This is a genomic window from Pseudomonas sp. BCA17 (genome assembly GCF_004519405.1).
GTDB lineage: Bacteria > Pseudomonadota > Gammaproteobacteria > Pseudomonadales > Pseudomonadaceae > Aquipseudomonas.
Map to the genome: position 1 here is coordinate 410,155 of NZ_SGWI01000003.1, position 13,269 is coordinate 423,423.

The following is a 13,269-nucleotide window of genomic DNA, read 5'->3' on the forward strand; positions in this document are numbered from 1 at the left end:
GCCCATCTGCCCATGATCCATATCCCCAGAGCGGAATACACCCGACGCCGCAAGGCGCTCATGGCGCAGATGGAACCCAACAGCATCGCGATCCTGCCGGCTGCGGCCGTGGCGATCCGCAACCGTGATGTCGAGCACGTATACCGCCAGGACAGCGACTTCCAGTACCTGAGCGGTTTTCCCGAGCCGGAAGCGGTGATCGTGCTGATGCCCGGCCGCCTGCACGGCGAGTACGTGCTGTTTTGTCGCGAGCGCAATGCCGAGCGCGAATTGTGGGACGGCCTGCGTGCCGGTACCGAAGGCGCAATCCGTGACTTCGGCGCCGACGATGCCTTCCCTATCACCGATATCGACGACATCCTGCCCGGCCTCATCGAAGGCCGCGACCGGGTGTATTCGGCCATGGGCAGCAACGCCGAGTTCGACCGGCATGTGATGGAGTGGATCAACGTGATCCGCTCCAAAGCGCACCTGGGTGCCCAGCCGCCGAACGAATTTGTTGCCCTGGATCATCTGCTCCACGACATGCGCCTGTATAAATCGGCGGCAGAAGTGAAGGTGATGCGTGAAGCGGCGCGTATCTCCTGTGCGGCCCACGTGAGGGCGATGCAGGCCAGCCGCGCCGGTTTGCATGAGTTCAGCCTGGAAGCCGAGCTGGATTACGAGTTCCGCAAGGGTGGTGCCAAGATGCCGGCCTATGGCTCCATCGTCGCCGCCGGGCGTAACAGCTGCATCCTGCATTATCAGCAGAATGACGCAGTGCTGAAGGACGGTGACCTGGTGCTGATCGACGCCGGTTGCGAGATCGACTGCTATGCCAGTGATATCACCCGCACCTGGCCGGTCAACGGCAGGTTTTCGCCCGAGCAAAAGGCGATCTACGAAATTGTGCTGGCCTCCCAGGAAGCCGCCTTTGCCGAGATCGCGCCGAACAAGCATTGGAACCAGGCCCATGAGGCGACGGTGCGCGTCATCACCACCGGGCTGGTGAAGCTGGGGTTGTTGCAGGGTGACGTCGACGAACTGATCGCCAGCGAAGCCTACCGCGCTTTTTACATGCATCGCGCCGGCCATTGGCTGGGCATGGATGTGCACGATGTGGGCGAGTACAAGGTGGGCGGTGAATGGCGTGTGCTGGAAGTCGGCATGGCGTTGACTGTAGAACCGGGGATTTATATCTCGCCGGACAACCAGAATGTGGCAAAGAAGTGGCGTGGCATTGGCGTACGCATCGAGGACGACGTGGTAGTGACCAAGCAAGGCTGTGAGATCCTGACCGGCGGCGTGCCCAAGACGGTCGCCGACATTGAAGCATTGATGGCGGCTGCCCGATGAGCCGGGTCAACCTGGCCATTATCGGCGGCGGCCTGGTGGGGGCCAGCCTGGCGCTGGCCTTGCAGGCCGGGGCCAAGGCGCTGGGCTGGAAGATCGTGCTGATCGAGCCGTTCGCGCCCGGTGACACTTACCAGCCGAGCTATGACGCGCGTTCATCGGCGTTGTCGTTTGGTGCCCGGCAGATTTATCAGCGCCTGGGCGTGTGGCAGGAAATTTCCCGCCGCGCCGAGCCGATCAAGCAGATTCATGTGTCGGACCGGGGGCGTTTCTCCACTGCGCGGTTGTCCGCCATGGAGGAGGGCGTACCTGCCCTGGGTTACGTGGTGGAAAACGCCTGGCTCGGCCAATGCCTGTGGCAAGGTCTGGACAAAGACGTGATCAGCTGGCGCTGCCCTGCGGAAGTCACCCGCATGGAGCCGTTGCCCGACGGCTATCGCCTGACGCTCAACGATGAAACCGTACTGGAGTGCGACCTGGCCGTACTGGCTGACGGCGGCCGCTCCGGCTTGCGCGAGCAACTGGGCATCGGCGTCAAAACCCGTCCGTATAACCAGAGCGCCCTGATCGCCAACATCACCCCGAGCGAAGCCCACAACGGCGAGGCCTTCGAACGCTTCACCGATGAAGGCCCGATGGCCCTGCTGCCGCTGCCGGACAACCGTTGTGCACTGGTCTGGACGCGCCTTGGCATGGACGCCCAGCGCCTGGCGAACCTCGACGAGCGCAGTTTCCTGAGCGAACTGCAGGGCGTGTTCGGCTACCGCCTGGGCACCCTCAAGCAAGTCGGCGCCCGTCATCTGTACCCGCTGACGCTGGTGGAGGCCGAAGAGCAGGTACGCTCGCACCTGGTCATCCTCGGTAACGCTGCCCACAGCCTGCACCCGATTGCCGGGCAAGGGTTCAACCTGTCCCTGCGCGATGCCAGTGCCCTGGCCGAGGCGCTGTTGGCCGGGCCGGCGGTACCGGGCGACCTGGCGACCTTGCAGCGCTATCGCGAGCGCCAGCGCCGGGACCAGAACCTGACCGTGGGTTTCTCCGATCAGGTCACGCGCCTGTTTGGCAGTACACAGTCGGTGGTGGCCTTGGGCCGCAACCTGGGCCTGCTGGGACTGGATTTGCTACCACCGGCCAAACGCTGGTTCGCCCGTCAGGCCATGGGCCTGGGCACGCGTCCCGATGTTTGAACCACTCCTTATTCGCGGCCTGTGCCGCACACGAGACAAGGCTTAAAGCATGGACATGCGCGCAGATGTGCTGATTGTCGGGGCCGGAATGGTCGGAAGCGCCCTGGCGCTGGCGTTGCAGGGCAGTGGCCTGCAGGTGCTGCTGCTCGATGGCAGCCCGCTGAGTGTCAAGCCATTCGAGTGCGAGGCCGCCTTCGAGCCTCGCGTGAGCGCCTTGTCGGCCGCCAGCCAGCGCATCCTTGAGCGGCTTGGTGTATGGGAGGGCATCGTCGAGCGGCGTGCCAGCCCGTACGGCGAGATGCAGGTGTGGGATGGCAGCGGCACGGGGCAGATCCACTTTTCGGCGGCCAGTGTGCACGCCGAAGTGCTCGGGCATATCGTCGAGAACCGCGTGGTTCAGGATGCCTTGCTCGACCGCTTGCATGATTGCGACCTGGGCCTGTTGGCCAATGCGCGCCTGGAGCAGATGCGTCGCTCCGGTGATGACTGGCTGCTGACCCTGGCCGATGGCCGCACGTTGCGTGCGCCGCTGGTGATCGCCGCCGATGGCGCCAACTCCGCCGTGCGTCGCCTGACCGGCACGGCCACCCGTGAATGGGATTACCTGCATAACGCCATTGTCACCAGCGTGCGCAGCAGCCAATCGCACCAGCGCACGGCGTGGCAGCGATTTACCGATACCGGGCCGCTGGCGTTCCTGCCCTTGGTGCGTGATGGGCAGGAGGATTGGTGTTCGATCGTCTGGTCGACCACGCCGGCTGAGTCCGAGCGCTTGATGGCGTTGGATGATGAACGCTTCTGCCGTGAACTGGAGCGCGCCTTTGAAGGGCGACTCGGCACGGTGCTCAGCGCCGATCCACGTGTCTGCGTGCCGTTGCGCCAGCGTCATGCCAAGCGCTATGTGGCCGAGGGCCTGGCATTGATCGGCGACGCGGCCCATGTGATCCACCCGTTGGCGGGGCAGGGTGTGAACCTGGGCTTCCTCGATGCGGCGGTGCTGGCCGAAGTGTTGCTGTCGGCCACCGAGCGCGGTGAGCGCCTGGCGGATGTGAAGGTACTGAGTCGTTACGAGCGTCGGCGCATGCCGCATAACCTGGCGTTGATGGCGGCAATGGAGGGCTTTGAGCGCTTGTTCCAGGCTGATCAACTGCCGTTGCGCTGGCTGCGTAATGCTGGCTTGAAAATGGTCGATCAGATGCCCGAGGCCAAGGCGGTGTTTGTGCGCCAGGCCCTGGGCTTGAGTGGCGATCTGCCGGAGCTGGCCAGGCCCTGAGGCCGCTGTGCAACATCTGGTAACGCCTCCGCTGAGCGCTACCAAATGTGAGTCCTTATCATTTGCCTTCTTTTTGCAAATGAGAGACCGCACCCATGTTGGCACCCAAGCGCCTCCTGACTGCCTTGGCACTCACCCTCATCGGCAGCACTACCGTGCAGGCCGCCGACGAAGTCGTGGTCTACTCCTCGCGCATCGACGAACTGATCAAGCCGGTGTTCGACGCCTACACCCGCAAGACCGGCGTTCAGGTGAAGTTCATCACCGACAAGGAAGCTCCGTTGATGCAGCGCATCAAGGCCGAAGGTGAAAACGCCACCGCCGACCTGTTGCTCACCGTTGACGCCGGTAACCTCTGGCAGGCCGAACAAATGGGCATCCTGCAGCCGTTCACCTCCGAGGTGATCAGCAAGAACATCCCTCTGCAATACCGCTCCTCTGCCCATGCCTGGACAGGCTTGAGCCTGCGCGCCCGGACCATCGCCTATTCCACCGAACGAGTAAAAAATGGCGACCTGACCACCTACGAAGCCCTCGCCGACAAACAATGGGAAGGTCGTCTGTGCCTGCGCACGGCGAAGAAGGTCTACAACCAGTCGCTGACCGCCACATTGATCGAAACCCATGGCGCGGCCAAGACCGAAGAAATCGTCAAGGGCTGGGTCAATAACCTGTCCACCGACGTGTTCTCCGATGACATCGCAGTGCTCGAAGCCATCAACGCCGGGCAGTGCGACGTGGGTATCGTCAACACCTACTACTACGGCCGCTTGCACCAGCAGAACCCGAACCTGGCGGTGAAACTGTTCTGGCCGAACCAGGGTGACCGTGGCGTGCATGTGAACCTGTCGGGTATCGGCCTGACTAAGCACGCGCCCCACCCGGAAGCGGCCAAGGCGCTGGTGGAGTGGATGACCACGCCTGAGGCGCAGAAGATCTTTGCTGACGTGAACCAGGAGTTCCCGGCCAACCCGGCGGTGCCACCTTCGGCCGAGGTGGCGACCTGGGGCAAGTTCGTGGCGGATACCCTGCCGGTGGAAGTGGCGGGCAAGCGTCAGGCCGAGGCCATTCGGCTGATGGATCGCGCCGGCTGGAACTAAGCCGCGCTGCAGTTCCAACTGCGCGAAGGGGCTTGCCCCCGATGGCGATGGATCAGCCCCTGATAGGTGGGCTGGGACTTCGCGATCGGGAGCAAGCCCCTTTCCACATTGGATTGAAATGATTTCAAGCTATTCATTGATTGAGAACTGACTTTGGCCCATCCCGCCCAACGCCGCTGGTACCTGCCGGTCTTCACCGTCGCCGCCCTGGTGCTGCTGCCACTGAGCGTGCTGCTATTGTCCTGGCAAAGCATCGATCCGCAGATTTGGTCTCACCTCTGGCAGACCCAGATGCCACGCCTGTTGGGCAACACCTTGACCCTGGTGTTGGGCGTGGGTGCCGGCGTGACGCTGCTGGGTGTCAGCCTGGCGTGGTTGACCAGTCTGTGTGAGTTTCCCGGGCGGCGCTGGCTCGACTGGGCGCTGATGCTGCCCTTTGCGATTCCGGCCTACGTGCTGGCCTTTGTGTTTGTTGGCCTGCTGGACTTCGCAGGCCCGGTGCAAACCCTACTGCGCGAGTGGTTTGGTGCGGGGTTGCGCCTGCCACGCGTACGCTCCACCAGCGGCGTGATTATCGTGTTGGTGCTGGTGTTCTACCCGTATGTGTACCTGCTGGCGCGCACCGCGTTTCTCGCCCAGGGCAAAGGCCTGATGGAAGCGGCGCGTGTGCTGGGGCAGTCGCCGTGGCAAGCGTTCTGGCGTGTGGCGTTGCCCATGGCCAGGCCTGCGATTGGTGCGGGTGTCGCCTTGGCACTGATGGAGACCCTGGCGGATTTCGGCGCGGTGTCGGTGTTCAATTTCGACACCTTCACCACAGCGATCTACAAGACCTGGTACGGTTTCTTCAGCCTGTCCGGCGCGGCGCAGCTTGCCAGCTTGTTGCTGCTGGTCGTCATGGTGGTGCTGTATGGCGAACGGCGCGCCCGGGGTGCGAGTCGACCGAGCAACGAGCGGCCGCGGGGCAAGGCGCTGTATCACCTGCACGGATTCAAGGCCGTGGCGGCCAGCGGCTGGTGCGTGCTGGTGTTCGCTTGCGCGTTTGTGATCCCGATGCTGCAACTGATTGCCTGGTTCTGGCAGCGAGGCCGCTTCGACCTGGATGAACGCTACGCCGGGCTGATTGTTCACACCCTTTACCTGGGGGGCACTGCAGCGCTGATTACGGTCAGCGTGGCGTTGATATTGGCCTTCGCCAACCGGCTGGCACCGACACGAACGATTCGCTCCGGCATCAGCCTGGCCAATGTCGGCTATGCCTTGCCGGGCTCGGTGCTGGCAGTGTCGATCATGCTGGCGTTCAGTTATCTGGACCGCGAGCTGGTGGTGCCGCTGTCGGGCTGGTTGGGGGGGGCGGGCAAGCCATTGTTGCTGGGCAGCTTGTTGGCATTGGTGCTGGCGTATCTGGTGCGTTTTCTGGCGGTGGCCTACGGTCCGTTGGACAGCAGCCTGGCGCGAATCCGCCCATCGTTGCCGGAAGCGGCACGCAGCCTCGGTGTCAGTGGCCCGCGACTGTTTTGCAAAGTGTATCTGCCGTTATTGCTTCCTGGAGCGTTGAGCGCGGCGCTGCTGGTGTTCGTGGATGTCCTCAAGGAAATGCCCGCTACCCTGCTGATGCGCCCGTTCGGCTGGGACACCTTGGCGGTGCGTATCTTTGAAATGACCAGTGAAGGCGAGTGGGCACGGGCCTCTTTGCCGGCGCTGACACTGGTATTGGTTGGCTTGTTGCCGGTCATTGGGTTGATTCGCAGGTCTGCACGGCAAATCGGTTAGGTGTCAGTGCTACGGCTTGCAGCTACAATGCGCGGCATTCGGTGCGCTTCGTCTTTCGGAGCGGGTCGCTGGACGTGGCTGCAGGCCTTGTAATTCGAGGCTTCAGGCGCGAACAGCTGCTCCGCGCACCTTCGCCAAGCCCGGAAGGAGAAACCCATGGGACAGCGTACGCCTCTGTATGACCTGCATCTCGCCCTCGGCGCGAAAATGGTCGATTTTGGCGGTTGGGATATGCCCCTGCATTACGGTTCGCAAGTTGAAGAACACCATCAGGTGCGACGCGACTGCGGGGTGTTCGATGTATCCCATATGACCGTGATCGATGTCACAGGCCTACAGGCCAAGGAATGGCTGCAGTATCTGCTGGCCAATGATGTGGATCGTTTGCATGGCTGCGGCCGTGCGTTGTACAGCGCGATGCTCAACGAGCAGGGCGGCGTGGTCGACGATATGATCGTCTACCGCACCGAAACCGGTTATCGGCTGGTGTTCAACGCCGCCACCCGTGACCAGGACATGGCCTGGATACGGGCACAGCTGGGCAGTTTTTCAGTGCAACTGCAGGAGCGGTCCGAGTTGGCCATGCTGGCTATTCAAGGCCCGCATGCCCGGCAGAAAATCGCCGAACTGGTTACCCAGTCGCGCAGCACCTTGATCCACCAGCTCAAGCCCTTTGAGGGGCAGGCCGACGGCGACTGGTTTATTGCCCGCACGGGTTATACCGGCGAAGACGGTCTGGAAATTGTCCTGCCCGCCGATCAGGCGCCGGGCTTTTTCAACGACCTGGTGGGCGCCGGCATCTCACCCATCGGCCTTGGGGCCCGCGATACGCTGCGCCTGGAAGCCGGTATGAACCTGTATGGCCAGGATATTCACCTGGGCGTTTCACCGCTCGTGGCCAATATGGGCTGGAGCATTGCCTGGGAGCCTGCCGAACGCAACTTCATCGGCCGCGCTGCACTGGAGGCGGAAAAAGCCGCAGGTGTGCAGTTCAAATTGGTCGGGCTGGTGCTGGAGGAACGCGGGGTTTTGCGCGCTCATCAAGTGGTTCGTATCGCCAATGTTGGCGAAGGAGAGATCACCAGTGGTAGTTTCTCTCCTACGCTGAGCAAATCCATTGCCTTGGCGCGTGTACCGACGGCCACCGCCGATCGGGCCGAAGTGGAAATCCGCGGCAAGTGGTACCCGGTTCGAGTGGTCAAGCCGACCTTCGTGCGCCATGGCAAAACCTTGATCTAACCTATTTCCGGCAGGCCGAAGGCCGCTGACATTTCTTCTTGAGGACACAGACTATGAGCGATATCCCTGCCGAACTGCGTTTTGCCGAAAGTCACGAATGGGCCCGTCTGGAATCGGACGGCACGGTGACCGTCGGGATCTCCGACCATGCTCAGGAAGCTCTGGGTGATGTGGTGTTCGTTGAGCTGACTGAAGTTGGCAACGTGTTTGCCGCAGAGGCTCAGGCGGGTGTGGTTGAATCGGTGAAAGCGGCTTCGGATATCTACTCGCCGATTGCTGGCGAGGTGATCGCGGTGAACGAAGAACTGAGCACTGAACCAGAACGCTTGAACACCGATCCGTACGGTGCCTGGATCTTCAAGCTCAAGCCAAGCAACCCGGCTGATCTGGAAAAACTGCTGGATGCTGCTGGCTACAAAGCCGCCATCGGCGAGTGATGCTGACGCTGGAGCCGGGCAATCCGGCTCCAGCAACTTGCCTTCAGCGCTGCAATACCGCTTTTACAGCGGCTACCGACCGCTCTACGTCCGCCTCAGTCATCGCCGTGAACATCGGCAACGACACGATCAAACGCCCAACACGCTCGGCTACCGGGAACATGCCTTCCTTGAACCCCTGTGCCCGATACAGGCTCAGCAGGTGGATCGGCGGGTAGTGGTAGCCAATGCCGACGCCGTGGGCCTGCATTTGCTCCATGAATGTCGCGCGCGCCGGCAGGCCATCCTGACGTTCAGGCAGTACCAGTTGGAACAGGTGCCAGTTACTGTTTTCGAAATCGGCTGGCGGCAGTTGCGCGCCGTATTTTTCTTCGAAGTCACTGCCGAAGCATTTGAGGTAGTGCCGTGCCAGGTTCTGGCGATGTGCGGTGATCTTCTCGATATGAGCGAATTGCCCCAGGCCGATGGCGGCGGCGATATCGGTCATATTGAACTTGCCACCCAACACATCCACATCCAGGCCGTCGAAACCCGTGCGGGTCACGCCCTGCAGGCGATATTTCTCCGCCAGACGCGCTTCCTCGGCGTTGTTTAATACCAGGCAACCGCCTTCAGAAGAGGTGATGTTTTTGTTGGCCTGGAAGCTGAACGACACGAAGTCACCGGTAGCGCCGATGCGCTCGCCGTCCCAGCTGGAGCCCAGCGCCTGGGCGGCGTCTTCGATGATGCGCAGGTTGTACTTGTTCGCCAGCGCATAAAGCATTGGCATGTCCAGGGGCAAGCCAGCCAGGTACACCGGAATGATTGCCTTGGTGCGCGGTGTAATGGCTGCTTCTACCTGGGCCAGGTCGATATTGCGGGTGACCGGGTCGATATCGGCAAACACCGGCGTGGCGCCTACTTCCAGGATCACGTTGGCTGTGGCGACCCAGGAGATCGGGGTGGTGATGACTTCATCGCCGGCACCGATACCGGCGATGCGCAAGGCGATCTCCATGGTGCAGGTCCCCGAGTTGAACGTGCGCACCGGGCGGCCACCGAAGTATTCCGATAACTGAGCCTCGAATGCCTGCACCTTCGGCCCGCTGGTGATCCAGCCGGAGCGCAGTACATCGCCGACTGCCGCGATGGTGGCTTCATCAATGGTAGGTTTGGAAAACGGCAGGAAAGGCTGTTGGCTCATGACGAAGAAGGCATCCGTTTCAGGTAGGCGATGAGTAATAGACGTATCAGTACCGCATGGTTGCACGGTTTGACTGAATATAGCCTGTCACGCGTGAATGAATCGTCATGATACGGACAAAAAAATGCCGCTTCAAAAAGCGGCATTTTTTCAGGCAGTGCTATTACTCGGCAATGGCATTCTTCGCCAGGATCGCATTGGCCAGTTCCATGTCGGTAGCCTTCAGGCCAGGGTTGTCGGCACGGACTTTTTGCATGGCGGCTTCCAGGTATGGGCCGCGGATACCACCGTCGCTGGCGACGAAGCTGCCGGCGTCGTCTTGAGCAGCAACGACCATCTTGTGGTCTTTGAAGGTCAGGTACGTCGAGCCGGTGGTAGCGCCCGATGAGATGACGTTGCGCCAGAAGCTGTCGGCCATGGCTGAGCCGACAGGAAGAGAAAGCACGGCGAGGGTTGCGACAGCATATTTAAGACGCATGATGGGTGACTCCGGGTGGGTTATCTGAACCTTTTGATTGTAGTTAACCCAACCGAGTTCCATCACTGACTAAACAGTTTCGACTTGCAAAACTGCCCCATTCTGCGCGATTACGCGTACTTGAGAGCCTACGGGCTTATCCGGCCCGGTCACCATCCACACGCCATCACCGACTTTTATCTTTCCACGGCCATCGACGATTGCCTGATGCACCACAAAGGTGCGCCCAATCAGTTCCGACCCGCGCATGTTCAGCCCTGGCTGGTCGCTGAGCTTGGCGCTGCTGCGCTGGCGTTTCCACCAGTACACGGCCGTCAGGATCGACAACACCGCAAACAGCAGCAACTGCCATTCCAGGCCGAGCGGCGGGATCAGGAACTTGATCACGCCCACGGCCGCCGCGGCGATGCCCATCCATAGCAGGTAACCACCTGCGCCAAAGACCTCAAGAATCAACAGCACCGTGCCCAGTGCCAGCCAATCCCAGAACGACAGATGCTGCAGGAAATCCCACATGGCGTGCCTCAGCCTTTCTTGTTGTCGAAGGTGGCCTTGACGATTTCGCCGATACCACCGACGGCGCCGATCACTTGGCTGGCTTCCAGCGGCATCAGAATCACCTTGCTGTTGTTGGCCGAAGCCAGCTTGCCCAACGCATCGATGTATTTTTGCGCGACGAAATAATTCACCGCCTGCACGTTGCCTGATGCAATAGCCTCTGAAACCACCTGGGTAGCGCGGGCTTCAGCCTCGGCCTGACGCTCACGGGCTTCGGACTCCAGGAACGCCGCCTGGCGGCTACCCTCGGCCTCCAGGATCTGCGCCTGCTTCTTGCCTTCGGCTGTCAGGATCGCCGATGCCCGCAGGCCCTCGGCCTCCAGGATTTGTGCACGCTTGATCCGCTCGGCCTTCATCTGGCCTGACATGGCGGCCATCAGGTCGGCGGGTGGGCTGATGTCCTTGATCTCGATGCGGGTGATCTTGATGCCCCATGGCGCCGTGGCTTCGTCGACGGTACGCAGCAGTTTTTCGTTGATACCGTCACGCTGGCTCAGCATGGCATCCAGCTCCATGGAGCCAAGCACGGTACGGATATTGGTTTGCAGCAGGTTGCGGATGGCATGTTCGAGGTTGTTGACCTCGTAGGCGGCCTGGGCGGTATTGACCACCTGAAAGAAACACACGGCGTCGATCTGCACGGTGGCGTTGTCGGCGGTAATCACTTCCTGGGGCGGAATATCCAGCACGCTTTCCATCACGTTGATCTTGCGACCGATGCGGTCCATGACCGGGATGATGATATTCAGGCCGGGTTTAAGGGTGTTGGTGTAACGGCCGAAACGCTCGACTGTCCACTGGTAGCCCTGGGGCACCACTTTAAAACCCATGAACAGGATGGCGACGGCCAATCCCACGAACAAAAGCAGTACGGTTCCGATCTGCATGGCGATTCCCTATCTGAAGGTGTCAGTAAAACGACGTTCGGCCGATTGTAGCGGTCTGGTCACGGATAAGGACGGTTTCACGGCTCAACAATCAAAGGATTTGTTTCTGAATCACCAGGAGTTACCCGTAATACTTCTGCCAGCGTGGTCAGGCTGGCGTTCACTTTCTCCAGGCCCGCCATGCGCAGGCTGCACATGCCTTGCTCAATAGCCGCCCGACGCAGCGCCTGCACGTCGGCACCGGGAGTGATCAATGCCTTGAGCGGTTCGTCCATCAGCATGATTTCGTAGAGCCCGGCTCGGCCTCGATAACCGCTGTCGCGACACTCCACGCATCCGACCGCCTCGCAGGCGTTCTCCAGTACATTCACCGTTCGCTTGCAGTGAGGGCACAAGAGGCGCACCAAACGCTGCGCCATCACTCCTATCAGCGTAGCTTTGATCAAATAATGAGCAATGCCCAATTCCTGCAAACGGCTGATGGCGCTGGGTGCATCGTTGGTGTGCAGGGTCGACAGCACCAAGTGCCCGGTGAGTGCGGCCTGGATTGCCATCTCTGCGGTTTCCTGGTCGCGAATTTCGCCGATCATGATGATGTCCGGATCCTGGCGCAGCAGCGCGCGTATGCCGCCGGCGAAGGTCAGGCCTATGTTGTGCTGCACTTGCATCTGGTTGAAGGCGGGCTCGACCATCTCGATCGGGTCCTCCACTGTGCACAGGTTGACCTCGCGGGTCGCCAGTTGCTTGAGCGTGGCGTAAAGCGTGCTGGTCTTGCCTGAGCCGGTAGGGCCGGTAACCAGAATGATGCCGTTGGCCTGGCGGGTCATTGCCTGCCAGCGCTGCTGGTCAGCGGGCGACAAACCCAGCTGGTCAAAATCCTTGAGCAATACCTGGGGGTCGAAAATCCGCATCACCAGCTTTTCGCCAAATGCCGTCGGTAAGGTTGAAAGCCGCAGTTCCACTTCGGCGCCCGTGGGGCTTTTGGTTTTGACCCGGCCGTCCTGGGGTTTGCGTTTCTCTGCCACATTCATCCGGCCCAGGCTTTTCAGGCGGCTGACCACCGCCATGGTGACCTGGGGCGGGAACTGATAGACGTCGTGCAACAGCCCATCGATGCGCAAGCGCACACGGCTCTGTTCGCGGCACGGTTCTATATGGATGTCGCTGGCCCTTTGGCCAAAGGCGTACTGCAGCAGCCAGTCGACGATGTTGACGATGTGCGCATCATTGGCGTCCGGCTCCTTGTCGCTGGCGCCAAGGTTGAGCAGTTCGAAGTTGCCCGGGGCCGCCACCTTCTGATCTGCGCCACTGACCGACCTGGCCAGTCGATAGAATTCGTCGATGCAGCGCTGAATATCCCGGGGGTTGGCGACCACGCGTTTGATTGAGCGCTTGAGCACTTGCGCCAAGCCGGCTTCCCAGCCGGTGACATAGGGTTGTGCGCTGGCGATGGTGACGCTCTGGGCGTCTACCGCCACCGCGAGAATGGCGTGGCGCTGCGCGAAGGCGTGGGACATCAATGGCACGACCGCCGCCACGTCGATCCTCAGCGGGTCGATACGCAAATAAGGTTGCCCGGCGTGCCGGGCCAGCCACTGGGTCAAGGCTTCCAGGCAGGGCCCCTGGGCGGCGACATATTCCAGGGGATGCTGGGTGTTGCCGGCCGGTAGCCTCGCCAAGCGCTGTGCAATGTCGGTTGTAATCAGCCCTCCATCGATCAATGCCGGCAGCATCGGTTGAAGTTCCAGTCGTTGGTCAACAGGCATGGGGTTTCCTGGGGAAGTAGAGAACAACCCCCAGGCTAGCCAGCCCCTGAACATCTTCC

General features: G+C 61.3%; 12 protein-coding genes. 7 read left to right on the forward strand and 5 right to left on the reverse strand.

The window, feature by feature from the left end; translation table 11 throughout:
* Nucleotides 1–12: 12 nt before the first annotated feature.
* From pepP to gcvH, 7 genes are all read left to right on the forward strand, one after another.
* The gene (gene pepP, locus EXW71_RS14385; RefSeq protein WP_134659324.1) at nucleotides 13–1,335 is read left to right on the forward strand and encodes a Xaa-Pro aminopeptidase; all 1,323 of its coding nucleotides are present in this window, start codon (nucleotides 13–15) and stop codon (nucleotides 1,333–1,335) included.
* Entirely contained in the window at nucleotides 1,332–2,519 is a 1,188-nt protein-coding gene (gene ubiH / locus EXW71_RS14390) for a 2-octaprenyl-6-methoxyphenyl hydroxylase (RefSeq protein ID WP_134659322.1), read from the forward strand. Before pepP ends, ubiH begins: the two co-directional genes overlap by 4 nt.
* 55 nt (nucleotides 2,520–2,574) lie before the next feature.
* Nucleotides 2,575–3,792, forward strand: a complete 1,218-nt coding sequence (locus tag EXW71_RS14395; protein WP_167659687.1) for a 2-octaprenyl-3-methyl-6-methoxy-1,4-benzoquinol hydroxylase — start codon at nucleotides 2,575–2,577, stop codon at nucleotides 3,790–3,792.
* A 95-nt stretch (nucleotides 3,793–3,887) separates the two neighbouring features.
* Nucleotides 3,888–4,892: an extracellular solute-binding protein gene (locus tag EXW71_RS14400; protein ID WP_123716458.1), complete on the forward strand. Its 1,005-nt coding sequence runs from the start codon at nucleotides 3,888–3,890 to the stop codon at nucleotides 4,890–4,892.
* 153 nt (nucleotides 4,893–5,045) lie between these two features.
* The gene (locus EXW71_RS14405; protein ID WP_134659318.1) at nucleotides 5,046–6,662 is read left to right on the forward strand and encodes an iron ABC transporter permease; all 1,617 of its coding nucleotides are present in this window, start codon (nucleotides 5,046–5,048) and stop codon (nucleotides 6,660–6,662) included.
* Between the two features lie 156 nt (nucleotides 6,663–6,818).
* The gene (gene gcvT, locus EXW71_RS14410; protein ID WP_123716456.1) at nucleotides 6,819–7,901 is read left to right on the forward strand and encodes a glycine cleavage system aminomethyltransferase GcvT; all 1,083 of its coding nucleotides are present in this window, start codon (nucleotides 6,819–6,821) and stop codon (nucleotides 7,899–7,901) included.
* A 53-nt stretch (nucleotides 7,902–7,954) separates the two neighbouring features.
* Nucleotides 7,955–8,338 (forward strand): glycine cleavage system protein GcvH, encoded by a 384-nt coding sequence (gcvH, locus tag EXW71_RS14415; RefSeq protein WP_134659316.1) that lies wholly within the window; start codon nucleotides 7,955–7,957, stop codon nucleotides 8,336–8,338.
* A gap of 43 nt (nucleotides 8,339–8,381) precedes the next feature.
* On the opposite strand, the gene EXW71_RS14420 is transcribed toward gcvH, so the two are convergent.
* The 5 genes from EXW71_RS14420 to EXW71_RS14440 form a co-directional block, all read right to left on the reverse strand.
* On the reverse strand, nucleotides 8,382–9,521 hold the full coding sequence (locus tag EXW71_RS14420; protein ID WP_134659314.1) for a DegT/DnrJ/EryC1/StrS aminotransferase family protein: 1,140 nt from the start codon (nucleotides 9,519–9,521) through the stop codon (nucleotides 8,382–8,384).
* Between the two features lie 163 nt (nucleotides 9,522–9,684).
* Nucleotides 9,685–9,999: a DUF2388 domain-containing protein gene (locus tag EXW71_RS14425; RefSeq protein ID WP_123716453.1), complete on the reverse strand. Its 315-nt coding sequence runs from the start codon at nucleotides 9,997–9,999 to the stop codon at nucleotides 9,685–9,687.
* A gap of 69 nt (nucleotides 10,000–10,068) precedes the next feature.
* Complete coding sequence (locus EXW71_RS14430; protein WP_123716452.1) at nucleotides 10,069–10,515, reverse strand: NfeD family protein; 447 nt, start codon at nucleotides 10,513–10,515, stop codon at nucleotides 10,069–10,071.
* A gap of 8 nt (nucleotides 10,516–10,523) precedes the next feature.
* Entirely contained in the window at nucleotides 10,524–11,444 is a 921-nt protein-coding gene (locus tag EXW71_RS14435) for an SPFH domain-containing protein (RefSeq protein ID WP_134659312.1), read from the reverse strand.
* Between the two features lie 77 nt (nucleotides 11,445–11,521).
* Nucleotides 11,522–13,210, reverse strand: a complete 1,689-nt coding sequence (locus EXW71_RS14440; RefSeq protein ID WP_134659310.1) for a GspE/PulE family protein — start codon at nucleotides 13,208–13,210, stop codon at nucleotides 11,522–11,524.
* Nucleotides 13,211–13,269: the final 59 nt, after the last annotated feature.